This is a genomic window from Sulfurospirillum sp. hDNRA2 (genome assembly GCF_024206095.2).
GTDB lineage: Bacteria > Campylobacterota > Campylobacteria > Campylobacterales > Sulfurospirillaceae > Sulfurospirillum.
Genome location: NZ_CP159800.1, coordinates 966,153 through 986,151 on the forward strand (window position 1 = coordinate 966,153; position 19,999 = coordinate 986,151).

General features: G+C 44.7%; 20 protein-coding genes. 10 read left to right on the forward strand and 10 right to left on the reverse strand.

Annotated features, from left to right (window positions below; translation table 11 throughout):
• Positions 1-60: 60 nt before the first annotated feature.
• Complete coding sequence (locus tag NL930_RS04975) at positions 61-342, forward strand: flagellar basal body rod C-terminal domain-containing protein (RefSeq protein WP_060825669.1); 282 nt, start codon at positions 61-63, stop codon at positions 340-342.
• Positions 343-374: 32 nt separating this feature from the next.
• On the opposite strand, the gene queA is transcribed toward NL930_RS04975, so the two are convergent.
• From queA to tatB, 3 genes are read right to left on the reverse strand one after another with little or no spacing between them, the layout of a single operon-like run.
• On the reverse strand, positions 375-1,394 hold the full coding sequence (gene queA / locus NL930_RS04980; protein ID WP_254376422.1) for a tRNA preQ1(34) S-adenosylmethionine ribosyltransferase-isomerase QueA: 1,020 nt from the start codon (positions 1,392-1,394) through the stop codon (positions 375-377).
• A 3-nt stretch (positions 1,395-1,397) separates the two neighbouring features.
• Positions 1,398-2,162, reverse strand: coding sequence for a twin-arginine translocase subunit TatC (tatC, locus tag NL930_RS04985; RefSeq protein ID WP_254375877.1), 765 nt, complete (start codon positions 2,160-2,162; stop codon positions 1,398-1,400).
• Complete coding sequence (tatB, locus tag NL930_RS04990; protein ID WP_254375878.1) at positions 2,162-2,578, reverse strand: Sec-independent protein translocase protein TatB; 417 nt, start codon at positions 2,576-2,578, stop codon at positions 2,162-2,164. Before tatB ends, tatC begins: the two co-directional genes overlap by 1 nt.
• Before the next feature lie 175 nt (positions 2,579-2,753).
• On the opposite strand from tatB, the gene purL reads away from it, so the two are divergent.
• On the forward strand, positions 2,754-4,955 hold the full coding sequence (gene purL, locus NL930_RS04995) for a phosphoribosylformylglycinamidine synthase subunit PurL (protein WP_254375879.1): 2,202 nt from the start codon (positions 2,754-2,756) through the stop codon (positions 4,953-4,955).
• A 252-nt stretch (positions 4,956-5,207) separates the two neighbouring features.
• Here the strand turns inward: purL and NL930_RS05000 are convergent, their stop codons facing one another.
• From NL930_RS05000 to NL930_RS05015, 4 genes are read right to left on the reverse strand one after another with little or no spacing between them, the layout of a single operon-like run.
• Entirely contained in the window at positions 5,208-5,972 is a 765-nt protein-coding gene (locus NL930_RS05000; protein ID WP_060825676.1) for a hypothetical protein, read from the reverse strand.
• Complete coding sequence (locus NL930_RS05005; RefSeq protein ID WP_039672827.1) at positions 5,969-6,595, reverse strand: hypothetical protein; 627 nt, start codon at positions 6,593-6,595, stop codon at positions 5,969-5,971. Before NL930_RS05005 ends, NL930_RS05000 begins: the two co-directional genes overlap by 4 nt.
• Positions 6,596-6,636: 41 nt before the next feature.
• A complete protein-coding gene (locus NL930_RS05010) occupies positions 6,637-7,512 on the reverse strand; it encodes a metallophosphoesterase (RefSeq protein WP_254375880.1) in 876 nt (291 codons plus the stop codon).
• A complete protein-coding gene (locus NL930_RS05015) occupies positions 7,506-8,642 on the reverse strand; it encodes a MalY/PatB family protein (protein ID WP_254375881.1) in 1,137 nt (378 codons plus the stop codon). Before NL930_RS05015 ends, NL930_RS05010 begins: the two co-directional genes overlap by 7 nt.
• A gap of 76 nt (positions 8,643-8,718) precedes the next feature.
• Here NL930_RS05015 and NL930_RS05020 point away from each other — a divergent pair, with 76 nt between their 5' ends.
• Complete coding sequence (locus tag NL930_RS05020; RefSeq protein ID WP_254375882.1) at positions 8,719-9,474, forward strand: DnaJ domain-containing protein; 756 nt, start codon at positions 8,719-8,721, stop codon at positions 9,472-9,474.
• Positions 9,474-9,962 carry an acyl-CoA thioesterase gene (locus tag NL930_RS05025; RefSeq protein ID WP_039672821.1) on the forward strand — a complete coding sequence of 163 codons (489 nt, stop codon included), beginning with the start codon at positions 9,474-9,476 and terminating at the stop codon, positions 9,960-9,962. The genes NL930_RS05020 and NL930_RS05025 overlap by 1 nt, the downstream gene beginning before the upstream one ends.
• A 3-nt stretch (positions 9,963-9,965) precedes the next feature.
• On the opposite strand, the gene NL930_RS05030 is transcribed toward NL930_RS05025, so the two are convergent.
• Together NL930_RS05030 and NL930_RS05035 are read right to left on the reverse strand one after the other, a co-directional pair.
• Positions 9,966-10,595, reverse strand: coding sequence for a thioredoxin domain-containing protein (locus tag NL930_RS05030; RefSeq protein ID WP_039672819.1), 630 nt, complete (start codon positions 10,593-10,595; stop codon positions 9,966-9,968).
• Complete coding sequence (locus NL930_RS05035; protein ID WP_254375883.1) at positions 10,592-11,026, reverse strand: disulfide oxidoreductase; 435 nt, start codon at positions 11,024-11,026, stop codon at positions 10,592-10,594. Before NL930_RS05035 ends, NL930_RS05030 begins: the two co-directional genes overlap by 4 nt.
• A gap of 104 nt (positions 11,027-11,130) precedes the next feature.
• On the opposite strand from NL930_RS05035, the gene purH reads away from it, so the two are divergent.
• Complete coding sequence (gene purH, locus NL930_RS05040; protein ID WP_039672817.1) at positions 11,131-12,663, forward strand: bifunctional phosphoribosylaminoimidazolecarboxamide formyltransferase/IMP cyclohydrolase; 1,533 nt, start codon at positions 11,131-11,133, stop codon at positions 12,661-12,663.
• A gap of 76 nt (positions 12,664-12,739) precedes the next feature.
• Here the strand turns inward: purH and NL930_RS05045 are convergent, their stop codons facing one another.
• A complete protein-coding gene (locus NL930_RS05045; RefSeq protein ID WP_039672815.1) occupies positions 12,740-13,642 on the reverse strand; it encodes a LysR family transcriptional regulator in 903 nt (300 codons plus the stop codon).
• Between the two features lie 181 nt (positions 13,643-13,823).
• Here NL930_RS05045 and sdhA point away from each other — a divergent pair, with 181 nt between their 5' ends.
• The 5 genes from sdhA (at position 13,824) to NL930_RS05070 (ending at position 19,862) form a co-directional block, all read left to right on the forward strand.
• Entirely contained in the window at positions 13,824-15,671 is a 1,848-nt protein-coding gene (sdhA, locus tag NL930_RS05050) for an 8-methylmenaquinol:fumarate reductase flavoprotein subunit (RefSeq protein ID WP_039672814.1), read from the forward strand.
• On the forward strand, positions 15,671-16,630 hold the full coding sequence (locus NL930_RS05055) for a succinate dehydrogenase/fumarate reductase iron-sulfur subunit (protein ID WP_039672812.1): 960 nt from the start codon (positions 15,671-15,673) through the stop codon (positions 16,628-16,630). Before sdhA ends, NL930_RS05055 begins: the two co-directional genes overlap by 1 nt.
• Positions 16,631-16,633: 3 nt before the next feature.
• Complete coding sequence (gene sdhE / locus NL930_RS05060; protein ID WP_039672810.1) at positions 16,634-17,488, forward strand: 8-methylmenaquinol:fumarate reductase membrane anchor subunit; 855 nt, start codon at positions 16,634-16,636, stop codon at positions 17,486-17,488.
• Positions 17,489-17,566: 78 nt separating this feature from the next.
• On the forward strand, positions 17,567-18,922 hold the full coding sequence (locus tag NL930_RS05065; RefSeq protein ID WP_254375884.1) for an OprD family outer membrane porin: 1,356 nt from the start codon (positions 17,567-17,569) through the stop codon (positions 18,920-18,922).
• A 133-nt stretch (positions 18,923-19,055) separates the two neighbouring features.
• Positions 19,056-19,862, forward strand: a complete 807-nt coding sequence (locus tag NL930_RS05070; RefSeq protein ID WP_254375885.1) for a substrate-binding domain-containing protein — start codon at positions 19,056-19,058, stop codon at positions 19,860-19,862.
• The last annotated feature ends 137 nt before the right edge of the window (positions 19,863-19,999 follow it).

Consider the following 19,999-nt stretch of genomic DNA (forward strand, 5'->3'; position numbering starts at 1 on the left):
AGTTTCTTTTCAAGCCCTAAAGAGTATAGTGTCATCGTATTAACTATCAAAGGAGTGCGTATGCAAGTCAATGCCAACGCTATGAATGCGATGTCGACATGGATGAATAACAGTGCGAACAACGTCGCCAACGTCAATACGCAAACTTATCAAGCCACGCAAACGACTTTGAGCGAAGAAGCAAATAGCGTCGTAGCGAACAGTAGCAAAACCGAGAATAACACCGATCTTACGACCGAATTTACCGATCAAATTGCGCTCGAAGCGGGGTTTGAAGCCAACACAAAACCGATTCAAACCGAAGACGAGATGATCGGCAGTTTGTTGGATATGAAGGCGTAATCCTCTTTTTTTATCCCTTTCAATTTCATATATTACACGATCAACATCGCATCGCCGTAAGAGAAAAAGCGGTATTTTTCTTTTACGGCAATGGCGTAGAGTTTGAGCGTCTCTTCGATACCTATAAACGAAGCGACCAGCATGATGAGCGTGGATTGGGGTAAGTGAAAATTGGTTAAAAGATAATTGACCCGAATCGGCGGGTTTTTGGGATGCAAAAAGAGATTGCATGCGCCTTGTTGATGATGCGTTCTTGCATAATATTCGATCGTTCGTGTGACGGTCGTACCGACGGCTAGAAGCGGCTTAGGCGAATCGATGAGGCGACATGTCGCTTCCGGAATAGCGTAAATTTCTGAATGCATCACGTGGTCTTGAATATGCTCCGCTTCGACGGGCTTAAAGGTTCCCGCTCCTACATGTAAGGTTAAAAAATGCGTTTCATAGCGTTGTTTGAGTGTCTCGAACATCGTGTCGGAAAAATGCAACGATGCGGTCGGCGCGGCAACGGCGCCTTGTTCTTTGGCAAAAACGCTTTGATAATCGATGCGGTCCTCGTGCGTGTCGCTTCGTTTGATGTACGGAGGTAAAGGAATATGTCCGATACGCTCTAAAATCGCGAAAAGCTCTTGCGTATCGACGGCTTTTCCTTCGTGAAAAAAGGCAACGACGCGTAGACCTTCTTCTTTGAGCTCAACCACTTCCGCGTGCAGGTTTTCGTCGAAAAAAAGCAGACTTCCGACCTTGACGCGCCCTTTAATATAGACGCTATAAAGGTTGTCTTGTAGCGGTGCGTTTAAAAGGATTTCGACGGCACCGCCGCTTTCTTTTTTCCCGAAAACGCGTGCTTTGATAACTTTCGTATCGTTTAAAACGACCGCAGTGTCGCTGGGAATGAATTCAAATAAACGATCAAACGTTGTATGCGTGATCGTTTGACCGGCACGCTCGAAGACCAACAATCTTGCGGCATCGCGCGGTTCGACGGGATGCGTAGCAATCAGTTCTTCGGGCAGTGCGTAGTCGTACGTCGATTTTAAGAGCGGATCGATGGCTTAATCCTTTTGTGCTTCATCGTCGTCATCGGTTTGTGTTTCGCCCTCTTCGGGCGGAACATAAGGATTGACGATTTTGGCGATCCAAATGGAAATACCGTATAAAAGCGTGAGCGGTGCCGCCATGAGAAGTTGCGATAAAACATCGGGCGGCGTTAAGATCGCCGCTATCGTAAAAATGATGACGATTGCGTATCGAAAAAACTCTTTAAGTGTTTGGTCGGTTACCAAACCTAATTTGGCAAAAAAGAAAATCACGACGGGCATTTCAAACGATAGCCCGAATCCAAAAAGGATTTTGCTAAAAAAACCGACGTATTCGCCGATGCTGGGAAGGGCGGTAAAAAGGGTGCTACCGAAGGCAACCAAAAATGCAAATGCTAAGGGTACGACGACGTAGTAACAAAAAGCTGCTCCCATTAAAAACATACCCGTCGCCGCGGTGACGAAAGGAATGACCAAACGTTTTTCGTTATCGTAAAGTCCGGGTGCGACAAAAAGCCAAAACTGCCAAAAAATAATCGGAAGTGCACCGATAAAGCCGGCAAAAAAGGCAACTTTCATTGCGGTAAAAAAGGGTTCTTGCACACCGGTAAAGATCACGTTGCTTCCCTCGGGAAGAACGGCTTTTAAAGGGGCGATCATCCAGCTTAAGATGGGTTGCCAAAATGAAAAACAGATCAGAAACATCGCGATAACGACCACTAAAGAAATCGTAAGACGTTTACGTAATTCGGCAATATGCGGTCTTAACTCCTCGAACATTAGGCTTTTTCCTCTTTGTTGGTTTGGGTGACGGCTGTGAGCGCAGGTGAGGGTGCGGTTTCCGCTTGAGGCGTTTCGGAGATGACGTCGTTTTTCACGCTGTTTTCGAGCTCTTTGAAAGAGTCGCTAACGTTTTGCGTACTTTTTTTAATCTCTTCGAGCTCATCAAACGTAATTGTTTTGCGAGCACTGGTCGCCATTTCGTCTAGCTTTTTTTTGTACGTAAGTGCTTCATCTTTGAGCTCTTGAATCTTCATCTCTTGTTCAAAGGTACTTTTAACGTCATTGACGCTGTTTTTGACGGATTTAAAAAATTTGGCTACTTTCACCATGGCTTCGGGGAGTTTTTCCGGTCCGAGGAAGATAACAGCAACAAGGGCTATGACGATAATTTCTCCAAAATCGAGTCCAAACATACAAACGACCGCCTTCAATCTAAAATAGAGGATTGGATTCTATCTGAATTTTCATCAAAATTCTATAAAGCTTAGTCTTTCTTCTTGGTAAAACAACGATTGGCACAACTAACTTTTAGCTCCTTTTTTGTACAATAAGCCCATCTTAAATTACATCAGATAGGGCGAAATATCCATGGAAAATTTAGAAGCGGTGTTGAAAAAACATAAGTTGTCCAAAGAAGAGTATGCAAATATTTTAACGATTTTGGGGCGCGAGCCAAATATGCTAGAGATCGGCATCTTTTCTGCGATGTGGAGTGAGCACTGCTCGTATAAATCCAGTAAAAAATACCTTAACGGGTTCCCGACAAAAGCGCCGTGGGTTATTCAAGGACCGGGTGAAAATGCGGGCGTTATCGACGTGGGAAATGGCATGGCGGCCGTGTTTAAGATGGAATCCCACAACCACCCAAGTTTCATCGAACCGTACCAAGGTGCGGCAACAGGTGTGGGTGGTATCTTAAGAGACGTTTTTACGATGGGTGCGCGCCCGGTTGCAAATATGAACTCCCTTCGTTTTGGCAATGTTACCAATAACGATGACACGTCACGTCACCAACGTTTTCTTGTCCGTGGTGTCGTTGCAGGCATCGGTGGATATGGTAATTGTATGGGTGTCCCAACCATCGGTGGCGAGACTTTCTTTGATGAGAGTTACAACGGAAACATTTTGGTCAATGCGTTCACACTTGGTCTTGCAAAAAGCGATGAAATTTTCTACGGCAGAGCTGAAGGCATCGGCAATCCTGTTGTCTATGTCGGTTCTAAAACCGGTCGTGATGGTCTGGGTGGTGCTGTTATGGCAAGTGATAGCTTTACCGAAGCCAATAAAAGCCTTCGCCCAACGGTTCAAGTAGGTGATCCATTTGCGGAAAAACTGCTTTTGGAAGCGTGTTTGGAACTCTTTAAAACCGACTACATCGTCGGTATCCAAGATATGGGAGCGGCGGGGCTTACTTCAAGTTCCTTCGAGATGGCAGGACGTAGTGGTAGCGGCATGATCATGCACTTGGACAAAGTTCCAGCGCGCGAAGAGGGGATGCAACCCTTTGAATTTATGCTCTCCGAATCGCAAGAGCGTATGCTCATTTGTGCAAAAAAAGGGTATGAAGACAAAGTCGTCGAGATCTTTAGAAAATGGGATCTTAACGCTGAAATCATCGGTGAAGTAACAGCCACGGGCAATATGGAACTCTTCTGGCATGGCGAGAGAGTGGCAAATATGCCAGTCCAACCCGTCAGTGAGCAAGCACCGATTTATGACAGACCTGTGAAAGAGCCTGCTTACCTTGCAAGCATTCAAAATACAACGATCAATGATTTCGCAAAGATTGAGAACCAAAAAGCGTTTGATGCGCTTTTGAACTCCGTTGAAGTTTCTGATAAAACATGGATTTTTAATCAATACGACTCAACCGTCCAAACCAACACGATCAAAGCTCCGGGAAGCCTTGATGCGAGCGTGATTCGCATCAAAGAAAACGGTAAAGCCCTCTCCATGAGCAGTGACTGTAACCCACGTTACAACTACATCGACCCTAAAATGGGCGCGGCGGCGGCTGTGGCGGAGAGTGGACGAAACGTAGCGATGAGTGGCGCACGTCCTTTAGCGATTACAGACTGCTTAAACTACGGAAATCCTGAAAATCCAGAAGTCATGTGGCAATTTGCACAGGGCTGTTACGGCATCAAAGAGGCGTGCGCGAAGCTCAACACGCCTGTTGTCAGCGGTAACGTCTCTTTGTACAATGAAACCAATGGTATTGGTGTTTTCCCAACCCCTGCGATTGTTATGGTCGGTCTAAACGATGATGCGAATAAAACGCTTCCATCAAGCTTCCAAAAAGAGGGCGCTTCCATTTATCTTATCGGTGAAACCAAAAGTGACTTTGGTGGTAGTTTGTATATGAAAGAGCTCTACAACAAAGTTGAGGGAACGCTTGCAGAGCTTAATTATGATAAAGAGTTGAAACTTTGGGAGCTTGTCATTGAAGCGAACAAAAAAGGCTATTTAAACGCGGCAAAAGACATCAATGTCGGTGGTATCGCTATCGCGCTAGCGAAGATGGTCGCTAAGAGTCAAAAAGGCGTTACATGTAAGGTTACATGTAACGATGCACGAGATATTTTTGCAGAGAGTTTCTCCCGCGCACTCGTTGAAGTGAGTGATGAAGCAGGCTTTGAAGCCATGGCAAAAACCATCGGTTTAAATGTCGTTAAAATCGGAACCGTGGGTGGAAACATGTTTACATGTAACGATGTTTCAAAATCGGTCGAAGCGATTTGCGAGCGTTACTTTAACCGTTTTGCCGAAGTGATCGAACAAGACATCTAATCATTTGCAAGAGGTGTGAAAGCACCTCTTGAAGATTTAATAGCTTATATAAACAATTCAGAGAATTTATTTTTTATGAACTCTTTTATATCTTGAGGCAACTTTGAAATATCTATAAATTCATACTTTTTTTCATTATTGCTATAAATATAAGATTTCACTATAACATTATTGCTCACTAGAATTATACGAACAATATGCCTTTTAATTTTATCATTGTCATCTATTTAAATCTATTTCATACATTTCTGTCTAAAACGTCCCATACGCTACAAAAAAGGCGATGTTCATACACTGTGGTTGTGCCGCGCCGCCTTTGGAAGGGCAGCGTTTCATATAGGTGTTAATCTTTTTGCCGTCTTTGTTGGTAAGCATTGGGTAGTTAAAGTTCATATAATCCAAAATATTTTTCCCGTTGGAGTGGTGAATAAACTCGACCGTACCGTCAGTATCGATGCGCGTAACGATGCCGACGTGCGTAATGTTTTCGATAACCGAAGCGGCGGGTTGCGGCTTGGGCGGATTTTTACCTTTGGTTTTGGTTTTAACCGCCGGTCTTCTCTCGGTATTTTCAAAGAAAACTAAATCGCCGAGGTTAGGTAACATGGTTTCAAAAGCATGTCCGCGTTTTGCCATAAGATTAAACATCGCACGTGATTTGCGCGCATTGTCAAAGTTAGCACTGAGCTCTTTTTCATTGTAATAAGGACGCCCTGTTTTTAAATTGACGAGATTGACAAAGCCGGAACAATCGCCTCCGTCGCGTTTGTTGAGATAGCTCATTGCCGTATTGACGATACTTTGACGCGTCGTCATCGGGGAAATAGGACGAAGTGAAAAGCTTTTTTCATCGCGTTGGATATACAAATCTTCGCTCGGGATTTGCTCCAAGTAAAGTTGCGCCGTTTCGGGTGTCGGTTCGGGTTCGGCGACGTGTTTTTCGATTTGGGGCGAAGGTTGGGGCGTGCATCCCGCAAAGTAGAGTGTCGTAATACCTAAAATTAGCCATCGTTTCATTGAATTTTCCCGTAAGCGCTAAAATATTCCGGTGCCAAGCATTTGTTTTGGCTGTTTTTTGCCGCGCATTTTTCCATATACGAATTGACGACTTTATGCTCGTATAACGATGCATCGGGATATTTTAAGTTCATTTGTCCTATCAAGTTTTTTCCTTTGGTATGGTGGATAAAGTAGACGGTTTCATCGGCGTCGATACGCGTGATGATACCGATATGCGTGATGTTGTCGGCACTTTTTGCTTTGGCGTAGGCTTTAACGGTATTGGCGAAAAAGACCAGATCGCCTACTTTGGGGTTTTCGTAATAGAGCCTGTTGCGGTCGGCTAAGTAGTTGTAAATCGCAAGCGATTTGCGTGAATCTTCATAATAATCGTTTAAAGCTTGCGTTTGAAAGAAAGGCTCGTTGCTCTCTTTATTGACGAGCGTGACAAATCCGGAACAATCTCCTCCGTCTTGTCGGTTCTTGTGTTTCATCGCATTGGCAACGATATGGGCTCGAAGTTCTTTTTTTTCGTCTTCGACTTTTTGCGGAAGTTCTGGGGCATTTTGTGAGAGTTCTTTTTGAGCGCATCCCGTGAGTAAAAGTACGGCTATGCTAAAGCTTATCCATAGTTTCGTCATACGTTTCCTTAAAAAAATTGAAAAATAGTACCGACTTTTTCCTAAAATTTCGGCACTAAAATCGTTCGCTCCAACGAAGGAAGCCATTGATGCGTCTGATGATCGTACGTTTTTATGCGCACCAAATCCTTTTCCAAAAAAAGCGAATTGCTCCAGATCGTCTCTTTGTTCATATCGCTGTTATGAATGTTGGTGACCTGCTCATAACGGTTGATGGAAGAGCTAAAACTGGACTCTTTCGCAGAGGTATGCGTATGCCCACTCACCCATAAAAAAAGTTGCGGGTTTTGAACGATGAGTCGGTGTATTGCTTCTTTAGGCTGGGCGACAAAGTTGGGTGTGTTGGCCCAACGGTTGTAATTCTCAAGCGTGTGATCGAGCGGGGCATGAAAAAAGACGATGGTCGGCATTTTGGGATGGGTTTTGAGTTCATTTTCAAACCAACTTAACTGCTCCATCGAAAGCTGGGCAAGATGCTCTGGATTATCCGCGGAGAGAAAGATCAGCAGGTAAGACTCTTTTTGCACGCTGTAATAGAATTTTGGAAGATGAAATGCCTTTTGAAAGCGTTGGAGCTTTTCGTTTTGCATCTTAGGCGTTCCGTGCAAAAACTTGCCGTCCTCGCCTAATTCATCGGCATAGATAAAGTCGTGATTGCCCGTGATGACGTAAAGCGGCTTGCGAAGCTTTGAAAAATAGTCTTTGACTTGAGTATATTCTTCGTGTGTGCCCGTCAATGAGCAAAGATCGCCCGTCGCAACGACGCTATCGACATCGCTCCATTGGTTGATCTGCTCTAAGACCTGCTCTTTGGCTTCAAGGTGTTTACCCGGAATATGCGGATCGCCGAGAATGACGATGTGTGTGCTTGCATTAAGGCTTAGCGCAACGAAAAGCCCTAAGAGACACTTTAACATAGGCTGTCCATTGCTTTTTGCATGCGCTCTAAGATGGTTTCTAAAACACTTCTTTGCGTCCCAAAATTGAGGCGAACGCACTGTTCATTGCCAAACGGTCCGCCATCGCTTAGTCCCACGCCGTGTTGTAAGAAAAATTCGTACGGACTCTTGACATGTAACGCTGATGCATCGATCCACGCGAGAAAGGTCGCTTCTTGATCTAAGAGTTTGAGCTTGGGATTGCGTGCCACAAACGCTTGAACCGTTTTGAGATTTTCCGCTAAGTAGACACGAAGCTCACCCAGCCACGCATCGCCCCCAAGATACGCCGCTTTAAGCGCGGTAATGCCCAAAAGGTTGATACCGCCGACCATGCTTCCCATCGTCTTTTTAAAACGCTTGCGAAGTTCGGCATCGGGGATCACGGCAAACGAGGCTTGCAGCCCTGCGATGTTGAAGGTTTTGCTTGGAGCCATCAGCGTGATGCTTCGCTTAGCAAGCGCTTCACTGAGTGAGGCAATCGGAATGTGTTTAGCAGTCTGGTTTAAAAGCAGATCGGCATGAATTTCATCGGAACAGATCAAAAGATCGTGCTTGAGGCAAAACGCTCCGAGTTGCTCTAATTCATGACATGTAAAAACGGTTCCGGCCGGATTGTAGGGATTGCAGAGCATAAAGAGTTTACATGTAGGTTTGATGTGTGCCTCCATCGCTTCAAAATCCAGCGTCCAACGGTTGTTCTCCTCTTTCATCGCAATCGCTATGACTTCTTTGTTCGCATGCATGGGTGCTTTGATGAAATGCGGGTAAATCGGCGTAGTCGTCATCACGCTCTCTCCTTCTACCGTGAGGCATGCGACGTTCATACTGCTGACCACGCCGTGCGTAAAGACCAACCACTCTTTTTGGATCTCCCAGTCGTAGTGACGTTTTAAAAACGAAAGAATCGCACCGTATGTCTCTTCATCAATGTCCGTGTAGCCAAAAACGCCCTCAGCAATTCTTTGTTGCAACGCTTCGATCACGCATGGAGGCGATTTAAAATCCATATCCGCCACCCACGCAGGAATGACATCAGCTCCTTTGTATTTATTCCATTTTTCACACGGAGTCTTGGTTCTATCAACGATTTCATCGAAATTAAACATAGAAAGTGTCCTTTTCTTTAATGAAAAAATTGTAGCATATTTGCCTCAATTTCGTTTGACATGTAAAGGTAAAAAAATGACCTATATGATTGTTCTTGCCGTGATCGTTCTTTTTTATTTTTTAACGAAAAATTACAATGCGGACGATTATGCGCAAAAAATTCATGTGAATGAGAAACAGGCGTTGCAAGGCGATCTTCGCGAGCATGAAGCGGGGCTTTTGGTCGCACTCATGGCAAAAGTGGCGAAAGCCGACGGCAAAGTCAACGAACTGGAGGCGGAGCTTTTAAGTTTGACGTTTAGCGACATCGCACGCGTGTTTGAAGAGAGCGAGCGCGTACGCGAAGAACTCAAAGCAATTTATCAAACCGAAATGCAGACGTTTGACAATACGCTTGTTATTTCGAAAAAATACCTCAAACTCACGCAAAACGACTACGCAAAGCGTCTGAAAGTAATGGAGTATTTGCTCAATCTTGCCTTTATCGACGGGGAATTTTCGCAAACGGAGCGGATGATTAACGAAGATATTTCCGACGCGCTAGAGATCCGACGGGCTGATTTTGAGCGTATGATTGAGCAATTTAAAACATTTTATACGCATAAAGCTGAACAAAAGCGTTTTGGAATACAAAATGCCTATGACGTTTTAGGCGTAAGTCCGCAAGACGATATGGAAAGCATCAAGAAAAAATACCGAGCCTTGGTCAAAGAATACCACCCCGATATTTTAATGGGACAAGGTAAAGATCAAAGTATGATCGATGCGGCGACGGCAAAGTTACAAGAGATCAACGAAGCCTATGAAACGATTAAAAAGGAAAAAAGCTAATGCTCTCTACACCGTTTGAAAAACACACGCTTTCGATGTCGGTTTTAATGACGCCCGATAAGGCAAATTTCTCCGGTAACGTACACGGCGGCGATCTTTTGAAGCTGCTCGATCAAGTCGCCTACGCGTGCGCATCGCGCTATTGCGGCACGTACGTCGTGACGATGTCGGTCGATCAGGTCATTTTCAAGCAAGCCATTCCCGTCGGAACGCTCGTGAGCTTTTTAGCCAGCGTGAATTTTACGGGCAAAACCTCGATGGAAGTAGGCATCAAAGTCATTGCCGAAAATATCCAACAAGGAATCGCGACGCATACGAACAGTTGTTTTTTTACGATGGTCGCGGTCGACGACAAAGGACGTCCGACACCCGTGCCGCCCCTGATTCCCGAAACCGACGTGCAAAAAAGACGTTTTCACGACGCAAGACGTCGCCGAGACATCAGGCTTCACGGCTACAACGAAATCACGCCGCTCCATCACGAATAAGCTCTAGAGTTCCGAGTCGATTAAGGCTTGAAGCTCTATCTTTCCGAATTTTACGAGCGGCTTAGCGTTGACGAAAAACTCGGGCGTCGCTCTTACGCCGAGGGTTTTGGTATCGGCGATGTCTTGCTTGATGATCGCGTCGATTTCAGGCTTTTTCATATCGTTTTTCAGTTGTTCGACGTCGATTCCCGCTTCGGGTAAAAAACTCCAAATCAGACCGATATTGGGCGTGCCGGTATGACTTGCCCATTTGTCTTGGTACTTATAGATGACTTCCAAAGCTTCAAGGTATTTGTTTTGCAAACGTGCCGCTTCGATCATCGCAACCACGTAATAAGAGTCCGTGTGAAAAGGCGCATAACGTAAAACGAGTTTGAGTTTGTCGGGATGTTGTTTGAGAATGTTTTTAACAAAAGGGTAAAAACTTTTGCATGTCTCACACGCTGGGTCGAAAAACTCGACGATCGTCGTTTTGGCATCGGGATTTCCAAGAACAAAGGCAGTTGGACGAACGAGTGCGGATTGTTTGTCGCTTGAGACGTTTACATTGCTTTTTTGATAAAGGTAGCTTCCGCCGAAATAAAAAGCGACAAAAAGCAATAAACTGGAAGCAATGAGGAGTTGTTTATTCATCGTGAAACCTTTTGAAAAAAATAGAGGAGTGCGGCAAGAAGGCTAAACGCAAAGAGCGAAAGCCCTTGAATCGTGATAAATCCGAACCAGTGAATATAATCGCTCGTGCATGAAACGCCTTGCGTACACGGTGCAAGCCTTTCGGGAACGATACCGTAGTAGAGCAAGTTATGGTAGAGCGCAAAAAAGAGACCTACGGCGACAAGCGGTAAAGAATAACGAAAAACCGTACGATCGTTGGAAAAAATTCCGACGATAAAAATAAGCGTAAGCGGGTACATACAAATACGTTGATACCAACATAAAACGCACGGCGGAAAGAGCATTATTTCGCTAAAAAATAGGCTTCCAAGCGTTGATATCATCGTGACTACCCATGCTAAAAAAAGGATGAGCCATGCTTTTTGTGACGATTTTTGTGTTTGATTCATTCTTTTTCCTGAAAAATTGGCGTATTGTATTTAATCGATCCTAAAACGAAGCTATTGTAAAATAAAAACATCAATAAATTATTAACATGTCAAAAAGGACGAGTGTGAGAGCGTTAATCAGTGTGAGCGATAAAACGGGAGTTGTAGAGTTTGCCAAGAATTTGGCGGCATTGGATTTTGAGATTATCTCAACGGGCGGAACGTATAAGCTGTTAAAAGAAGAGGGCGTCAAGGCACTTGAAATTTCCGAAGTGACCAAGTTTCCCGAGATGTTCGACGGGCGCGTTAAAACGCTCAATCCGATGATTCACGGAGGCATCTTGCACCGCAGGGATTTACCTTTACATGTCAAAGTCGCAAAAGAGCACGGCATCGAAGGTATCGACTTGGTCTGCGTCAATCTTTACCCGTTTAAAGAGACTATCTCCAAAACGGACGATTTTGATGAGATTATCGAAAATATCGACATCGGCGGTCCGGCGATGGTACGAAGTGCGGCAAAAAATTTTAACGACGTTATGATCGTCACCGATGTACTCGATTACGACGGCGTCATCGAAGCAATTCGTGAAAAAAACAATACGCTTGAATTTCGACGCGCGTTAATGATCAAAGCGTTCGAGCATACCGCGGCGTACGATAGCATGATCGCAAATTATATGAACAAACGCTTTAACGGAGGTTTCGGTGAAAAGCAGTTTATCGTCGGAACAAAAGCCTTCGATACGCGTTACGGCGAAAACCCGCACCAAAAAGGGGCACTGTACGAGTTTGACTACTTCTTTACGAACAACTTTAAAACCCTCAAAGGCGAAGCCAGCTTTAACAATATGACGGACATCAACGGTGCGGTCAAAATTGCCGCATCTTTCGGCGATCTTCCGGCGGTTTGTATCATCAAACATGCCAATCCGTGCGGTTTTGCCATCGGCGAAAATGTGTTCGAGAGCTACGTGAAAGCCTTAAAATGCGATCCCGTTTCGGCTTACGGCGGCGTCGTGGCGATCAACGGAACGCTCGATCGTGCCTTGGCGGAAAAAATCAACGAGATTTTCGTCGAAGTCATCATTGCGGCTAACGTCGATGAAGATGCGTTACATGTCTTTGACACCAAAAAACGCATCAAAATCTTTACGCAAGAGAGCAAATACTTGGTGCTCAGCGAAGACGCTTACGATTTTAAACATGTCGACGGCGGATTTGTTTTCCAAGAGAGCGACGCGGTCAAAGACGAAGAGATCGCTAACGCTAAATGCCTTAGCCAAAGAGCGGCGACGCAACAAGAGCTGAGCGATCTTGAAATCGCCTACAAAGTAGCGGCACTGACTAAATCCAACTGCGTCGTTTACGTGAAAGACGCGATGATGGTCGCTATCGGTATGGGAATGACCAGTCGCGTAGATGCCGCCAAAGCGGCACTCCGAAAAGCCGAGGAGATGGGCATCGACGTGAGCGGTGCGGCTCTTGCAAGCGAAGCGTTTTTCCCGTTTCGCGACTCCATCGACGCGGCGGCAGCCGCGGGTGTGAAAGCCATTATCGAGCCGGGCGGTAGTATCCGCGACGACGAGGTCGTCAAAGCCGCCGACGAATACGGTATCGCACTCTACTTTACGGGCGTACGCCACTTCTTGCATTAACTCCATGGCAGAGCTTCTTTCAATGTCGGCATTGAAAGAAGCCTGTGCGACACATTTCCCGATGATTACTTTTGCATTACGATTGGTTTTTCACGGTGAGTAAAAATTCGTAGGCAATTTTCGATAAACGTTTATCTTTACGGTATGCGAGTACGGCGGTACGCTTTAAAAGAGGTTCATCGATCGTAAATAACATCACTTTATCGGCTTTGTCTTCTTTAATAAATTGCGGTAACGTAAAACAGGCTCCGATTCCGGAAGCGACGATGGCATTAGCGATATCAAATGTTTCGGTTTCGCAAAAGACGTTCGGTTCAAAACCGGCTTTCTTGAAAATATGGTCAAAAATAGCACGACTCCTTTGCGTTTCTTTCGGCAAAATAAACTTTTCATTTCGCAATTCGCTTAAAGAAAGCATCGGATAGCCTTTGCTTTTTTTCTTAGCTTTTTGAGCCAAAGGATGCGTAATCGGCAAAGCAAGAAGTGCTTGATCTTCTTTAATAATTTTATAATTCAATTCTTCAGAACTCAGCGGTAGCATTAATGTCGCAATATCGATATCGCCGTCTAAAAGCATTTTTTCTAGTTTGAGGGTTGAAAAAACTTGTGAAACTTTAATGTCCGCTTTGGGAAATTTTTTGTAAAAAGAGGCTAAAGCGGTCGGAATGAAATGGTACCCCGTTTGCGAAAAACCCAAACGCAATTTACCGCTTTCAAAACCGGTAACGTCTTTCATCTGTATCGTTAAATCATTGTACAGTTCGATGATGGCATTGGCTTTGGAGACATAAATTTCACCCGCATGCGTCAGGCTGATAGGCGTCGTACTGCGATCAAAAAGTGGAACACCCAGCTGCTTTTCGATCGTATTGATATTCTGACTTAAAGACGGTTGGGCGATTTTCAGTTTATTTGCCGCTTTCGTAAAGCTTTTTAATTTTGCTACCGTTACGATACATTCTATCTGTTTGAAACTCATCAAAATCTCCTATATACAAGCATTTAAGAACATTTATATTCATAGGTAAAACCTATAAGAATATATGAAAAATCTACTTTGACATATGGATAAAAGTGTATTAATATTTTGCTGTAATTAAATTTAAAATGTATTTCAAAAATATAATTTTAAATTTATAAAATCATTGAGAGGAAATCTTATGAGTGAACAGTTTACCAGAAGAGAATTTCTGCAATCCGCCTGTATTACCATGGGTGCTTTGGCCGCCAGTACGACAGGCGTTGAAAAAGCGTTTGCGGCATCTTCAACCTCTATCAACACGTCAGGCATACCTACATGTGATGTTTTGATTATTGGAACAGGTGCGGCAGGACTAAGGGCAGCCGTCGCCGCACGCAAGAAAAATCCAAATCTTAGCGTTGTGGTTGTGAGCAAAGTGATGCCCTCACGTAGCGCAACGACGATGGCGGAGGGCGGCATTAACGGTGTTATCGATTTTAGCGAAGGCGATTCGTTTGAACTTCACGCCAAAGATACCGTTAAAGGCGGCGATTATCTCGTTGATCAAGATACGGCACTAAAATTTGCGACGTACGCAGGTGCCGCTATTCATGAACTTGATTATCTGGGTATGCCGTTTTCACGCGATAGTAAAGGTCGTGTCGATAAACGCTACGCAGGCGGTGCTTCGAAAATTCGTTGTAACTTTGCATCGGATAAAACCGGTCATATCTTAACGCATACCTGTTTGGACGATGCTCTTAAACACGGCGTGAAGTTTTTGATGGACCATCATATGCTAGATATTAGCATTGATAACGGTCGTTGTGAGGGTGTCGTTCTTCGTAATGTTCGTACCGGCGACATCGCTCCCGTTCGCGCAAAATCCGTTGTTTTAGCCACAGGCGGTTACACGCGCGTGTTTTGGAATAGAACATCAACGCCTTACATTGCAACCGGTGATGGTGCAGCAGCTGCCCTTCGTGCTGGGTTGATCTTTAAAGACCCTGAGATGCTTCAATTCCATCCGACCGGCGTATGCCACGGCGGTACGTTGATTACCGAAGCGGCACGCGGGGAAGGCGGTATCTTACTCAATAACCTTGGCGAACGTTTTATGAAACGGTATGTTCCCAACAAAATGGAACTAGCACCTCGTGACATCGTTGCACGTTCTATCGAAATGGAAATTCGTGAAGGTCGCGGTTTCGGTCACGATATGGAAGCCTATGTTCTGCTTGACGTTACCCACCTCGGCAAAGAGAAAATTATGCGAAACTTGCCGCAAATTCGTCATATCGGTCTTTTGTTTGAGAACATGGACTTAGTTGAAAAACCGATTGCGATTCGTCCAACGGCACACTACTCTATGGGCGGTATTCACGTTGATAGTCTTGATACGATGGCAACGCCGGCTCCCGGTCTTTTTGCGGCAGGCGAGGCAGCGTGTGTTTCGATTCATGGGGCAAATCGCTTGGGCGGTAACTCTTTGTGCGATGCAACGGTAACAGGTAAAATTGCAGGGACGAATGCGGCTGAATACGCGGCAAAAGCGGATTTCGGTACAGGCAAACGCCTCAATGACCTAACCCTTAAATGGATCAGTCATTTTAAAGAAGTCACGGGATCAGGCAAAGGCAATGTGAATGACATGTATGCGCTTCGCGAAGAGATGGGTGCGGCAAACTGGTACAATATGGGTATCTTTAGAACCGAATCTAAATTACTCGCCCTTGCCGACAAACACGCGGAATTTCAAGCACGTTACGATGCGCTTCGTATTCCAAACGCCAATCCGGTGTTTAATACCGCCTTTACGGAGTATGTCGAGTTGGGTAACTTACTTCTTGCCTCTCGCGCTGCACTTATGGGTGCAACGGCACGTAAAGAATCACGCGGTTCACACTTTAGAGAAGATTACTTGAAGCGTGACGATGAAAACTTCCTCAAACACTCGATGGTTACGATGGATGAGAGCGGCAAAATGCATTTAGCATGGAAAGACGTTGTGGTAGGTCAGTTTAAAGTTGAAGAGAGGAAATACTAATGAAATTTATCATTGATCGCTTTGATGGCAAAAAAAATTATCAGCAAACCTATACGGTTGAGAAAAAAGATATTGAAGCATTAACGTTGCTTGGGACGTTGCTGTTTATTAAACAACACCAAGACCTTACGCTCAATTTTACCGCGTCATGCCGTATGGCCATTTGCGGCGCGTGCGGCGTACGTGTCAACGGACATGCGTATCTTGGTTGTGACACCAAAATGACGGAACTTTTTGAAGAGTATAAAGATGCCGAGACATTCCGTATCTCTCCGCTTGCGAATTATACCGTGCTTTCCGATCTCGTCGTCGATTGGGAGCCTGCGATTGAAAATCTTCGCAAAATCAAACCGGGTCTTGTCGCCAAAGATGAATTTTCCGAAAAAGAGGGTTGTCGTCAAAACCAAGAACAATACGACCGTATCGTTGGACAATGGGACTGTATCTTATGCGGTGTGTGCGCGTCTGAGTGTAATAAACTCACCGCTGATCATTCTGACTATATGGAACCGTTTGTCTTTACTCATGCGTGGAAATTAGCCAATGATTCACGTTCAAAAGACCCAATGACTCATGTTAAACCAGCAGTCGTCAATGGTTTATGGAACTGTGTCCACTGCCATGAATGTACCAACCGTTGTCCAAAACATATCAGTGGTGCCGAAGATATTGCGGGTTTACGTGCTCTTGCCATGAGAAAAGGCTTAAACAGCGGCGTCGGTCCGGCACATGCCAAATCATTCTATACGGACTTAGTCGAAGACTCCGGTCGACTCAACGAGATACGTTTGGCTCTTAGAACCGAAGGTATGAGTACGGCGCTTCGTGCCGGTACGGCCATCACGTTGATGCGCGCAGGTAAAATGAATCCGTTAGAGATTTTCGGCGGACATGAAATCGAAGGTCATAAAGACTTGGTAAAAATGATTGAAGCAGCGCATGCTGCACATAAGGAGTAAGGTATGCAAAAAGAATTTGCTTTTTTCCCCGGATGCGTGCTTACACAAGCCGCTATCGAAGCTAAAATGTCAATCGAAGCCATTGCTCCCGTATTAGGCATTACGTTAAAAGAGATGAAAGGATGGAGTTGTTGCGGTGCTTCTCAAGCGCAAGACGTCGATCCGTTAGCCACTTTGGTCGCGAATGCGAGAAATCTTGCATTGGCAGAGCAAATGAAATTGCCGGTACTCACGACATGTAGTACCTGTTTATTGATGTTGCGTCGCGCCAAAGCAGAACTGGACAACGGTAAAAAAGAGAGCATCAATACATTTCTTGCCAAAGGAAATATGAATTATCAAGGTACGAGCGAAGTGACCAGTCTTCTTTGGTTATTGGCACAAAATGCCGAAGAGTTGAAAACAAAAGTGAAAAAGCCTTTGTCTAAACTCAAAGTCGCCGTCTTTTACGGTTGCCACAGCATTCGTCCACACAAAGATCTCGGATTTGAGAGTTCAACCAATCCTAGCAGTTTTGAAACGGTGGTAAGAGCACTTGGGGCGGAAGTCGTTCCGTTTACGAAACGTTTGGATTGTTGTGGATTCCATGCGGTCTATCCTGCTGAAAAATCCGTTATGAAAATGACCAGTGGAATTGTCAACAGTGCGGCTGAATCGAAAGCCGATTGCGTCGTCACGCCGTGTCCTCTATGCCAAATGCAACTTGACATTTACCAAGACGATGCACAAGAAACGACCAAATCTAAAGCACGCTTACCGGTGATACACCTTGCTCAATTGGTAGGTTTGGCACTCGGTATTGATGCTAAAAAATTAGGTCTGGATTATAACGTCATAGATGCGAGCAAGCTCGCTTAACGCTTTTAGAGCGGCGCTTCCAAAAAGAAGAGTCGCTCTTTAAAACGCATGTCTTGGTAAAAAGCTTAAAGGAAAAAAATGAAATATGCTCATTTGAGTGTTGCGGCTATCGTAGCGGTCGGTTTGTCTTCTCATGCTTTCGCGGCGGCGGATACGCTCGCGGATGCTTTTAAAAACGGCACGGTCAAGGGCGAGCTTAAAGCATGGTATTTTGATAAAGATTCGGAAAAACTCGATTCTTCGACTTCCCCGAGTAGGGTTCTCAAAGATACTGAAAAATCGGGTGATATTTTCAATACCGTTGCAGTTTTAAACTATGTTACGGATACGTTTTACGGTTTGAGTCTTGGCTCAACGATTCAAGCCAGTGCCGCTCCGTTTGCCGATACGGAAGGTAAAAAAGCATATGCAAGTGACATGTATGGCTCGGGTGCCGTTCTTTCGGAAGCGTATGTCGGATATACGCTTGGTAAAACGAATGCAAAGATCGGTCGTCAGTTTATTTCGACGCCTCTTGTGAACGGAAGCGGTTCTCGTATCGTCAAGGAGTCGTTTGAGGGTGCCACCGTCGTCAATACGGATATTCCGGCAACAACATTGATTGCAGGTTTTGTGGATAAATTTCAAACGCGAACAAGCTATCTTAAAAAAAATGACGTAGGCGGCAATGCTCCGAGTTTTGAGAAAAGAGCGATTTTTAACGGCGTTTCAGCTTCCGATACGTATCAATTCGATGACGCCTACACTCTTGCGCTTATCAATAAATCAATCTCCAATCTTACGTTAACGGCGCAGTACGCTAATGTAGGCGATGTCGTTGCAACCAATACGAAAGACGTTGACCTTTATTACACCGATGCCGATTACGTACTTCCGATGAACGGCTTTAAATTAGGTTTTTATGCAAATTACCGCGGTGCCAAAACGGATTTGGTTTCCGGTACGGGAAGCAATGCGATCTCTTTTGACGGTGCACAAACCGCAGGACGGATTTCTATTAGCGAATTATCGGGATTTGGTTTGGCTTTGACGGCGGCAACGAATAGCAAAAACGACGCCGTGATCGCCGGTATGGGAAACGGTGCCGCAAGTAGTACCGCAACTTTGGTAAAAGCTAGCAGTCCTTCATTACGTGCCAATACCGACTCGTATCGCTTAGATTTTACATATGATTTTTCCACGATAGGCGTGATTGGGCTTAAAAGCATTTTACAATATGCCCAAGCGAATCAAGATCGGGTCAAAAATGCTTCCACGAGTGCCGATTATACCTCGTATGCCGGCGGTATTATGTATGCCGTTCCCGTTTTGAAAGGGTTAAGTTTAGAACTTTTGTATGAAAAACAAGAGATCGAAACGACACGTTACTCAAATAATACGACATTTAGGGCAGATTTGGATGAGTTAAGATTTAAGGCAAACTATAAATTCTAACGTGAATGAATCCGTCTGCATGGTGTCGAAAGATCGTCTATAAAATGATCAAAGGCTTGAAAATCAATAAGGATCGTTGAACTTCTTGTCTCGATCCTTGTTGATATGCTTTTTTAAGTTTAGGAGTCACATTATGTTGAAGTTCTTTTCTAAGGTAACATCGGTTGTAGGTATATCGCTTTTAGTGGTATTGGGGCTACAGGCCGCAACCATTGAAGTGATCAGTTCGGGAGCGTTTTATGCTACGATGAATGAGTTAAAACCCGCATTTGAAGAAAAAACGGGACATACCATCCATCTTTCCTCAGGTTCGTCGATGGGGGCTTCCGAGACATCTATTCCCCATCGTCTAAAGCGAGGCGAAACCTTCGATCTTATCATTCTTGCGAGTAACCAATTGGATAAAATGATTGACGATGGTTTTGCGATTAAAGGAAGCAGAGTTGACCTTGTACACTCTTCCATCGGAATGATGGTCAAAAAAGGGCAACCCAAACCGGATATTAGCACGCAAGAAAAATTTGACAAAGTTTTAGTGGATGCCAAATCGATCGGTTATTCGGCTAGTGCAAGCGGGACGCATCTGAGTGAAAACGTATTCCCTCATTTTGGGGAGGAAGTGAAAGCGAAGTCGAAACTGATTGTGGGTGATCGCGTTGCCACATGGGTTGGGCGCGGTGATCTGGAAATCGGCTTTCAACAAGTGAGCGAGATTGTCCCTTTTACGGGCGAAAACGGTAGTGTAGACTTGGTCGGTCCTATTCCGGCTCCGTATCAAAAAGTGACTGTCTTTTCAATCGGTGTTGCAAAAGGAAGTAAAGAGCCCTCCGCGGCACAAGAGTTAGTCGGCTTTCTCACATCGGAGGAAAATTATCCCCGTTTAGTCGCACAAGGTCTTGTTCCGGCGGCAACGACACATGCTATAGCCAAAGAAAAATAGCAAACGCAAGTCGTTACATGTAAGCGTATATGCTTACATGTAACCTATATTAAAAAAGCGTTTTTTCTATATGCATTGTATCGAAGAGGCTCTTTTAAGAGTGACGTTGCATTATTGACACTTGAGATTTTTTAAGG

Bases quoted from the DNA above. Each gene is read 5' to 3' on its own strand.
- NL930_RS05045 (WP_039672815.1), bottom strand. From the start codon at position 13,642: ATGAGTTTCAAACAGATAGAATGTATCGTAACGGTAGCAAAATTAAAA.
- NL930_RS05065 (WP_254375884.1), top strand. From the start codon at position 17,567: ATGAAATATGCTCATTTGAGTGTTGCGGCTATCGTAGCGGTCGGTTTG.
- NL930_RS05010 (WP_254375880.1), bottom strand. From the start codon at position 7,512: ATGTTAAAGTGTCTCTTAGGGCTTTTCGTTGCGCTAAGCCTTAATGCA.
- NL930_RS05005 (WP_039672827.1), bottom strand. From the start codon at position 6,595: ATGACGAAACTATGGATAAGCTTTAGCATAGCCGTACTTTTACTCACG.
- NL930_RS05030 (WP_039672819.1), bottom strand. From the start codon at position 10,595: ATGAATAAACAACTCCTCATTGCTTCCAGTTTATTGCTTTTTGTCGCT.
- sdhA (WP_039672814.1), top strand. From the start codon at position 13,824: ATGAGTGAACAGTTTACCAGAAGAGAATTTCTGCAATCCGCCTGTATT.
- NL930_RS04975 (WP_060825669.1), top strand. From the start codon at position 61: ATGCAAGTCAATGCCAACGCTATGAATGCGATGTCGACATGGATGAAT.
- NL930_RS05015 (WP_254375881.1), bottom strand. From the start codon at position 8,642: ATGTTTAATTTCGATGAAATCGTTGATAGAACCAAGACTCCGTGTGAA.
- purL (WP_254375879.1), top strand. From the start codon at position 2,754: ATGGAAAATTTAGAAGCGGTGTTGAAAAAACATAAGTTGTCCAAAGAA.
- NL930_RS05020 (WP_254375882.1), top strand. From the start codon at position 8,719: ATGACCTATATGATTGTTCTTGCCGTGATCGTTCTTTTTTATTTTTTA.
- NL930_RS05070 (WP_254375885.1), top strand. From the start codon at position 19,056: ATGTTGAAGTTCTTTTCTAAGGTAACATCGGTTGTAGGTATATCGCTT.
- tatB (WP_254375878.1), bottom strand. From the start codon at position 2,578: ATGTTTGGACTCGATTTTGGAGAAATTATCGTCATAGCCCTTGTTGCT.
- NL930_RS05025 (WP_039672821.1), top strand. From the start codon at position 9,474: ATGCTCTCTACACCGTTTGAAAAACACACGCTTTCGATGTCGGTTTTA.
- NL930_RS05055 (WP_039672812.1), top strand. From the start codon at position 15,671: ATGAAATTTATCATTGATCGCTTTGATGGCAAAAAAAATTATCAGCAA.
- tatC (WP_254375877.1), bottom strand. From the start codon at position 2,162: ATGTTCGAGGAGTTAAGACCGCATATTGCCGAATTACGTAAACGTCTT.
- NL930_RS05035 (WP_254375883.1), bottom strand. From the start codon at position 11,026: ATGAATCAAACACAAAAATCGTCACAAAAAGCATGGCTCATCCTTTTT.
- NL930_RS05000 (WP_060825676.1), bottom strand. From the start codon at position 5,972: ATGAAACGATGGCTAATTTTAGGTATTACGACACTCTACTTTGCGGGA.
- sdhE (WP_039672810.1), top strand. From the start codon at position 16,634: ATGCAAAAAGAATTTGCTTTTTTCCCCGGATGCGTGCTTACACAAGCC.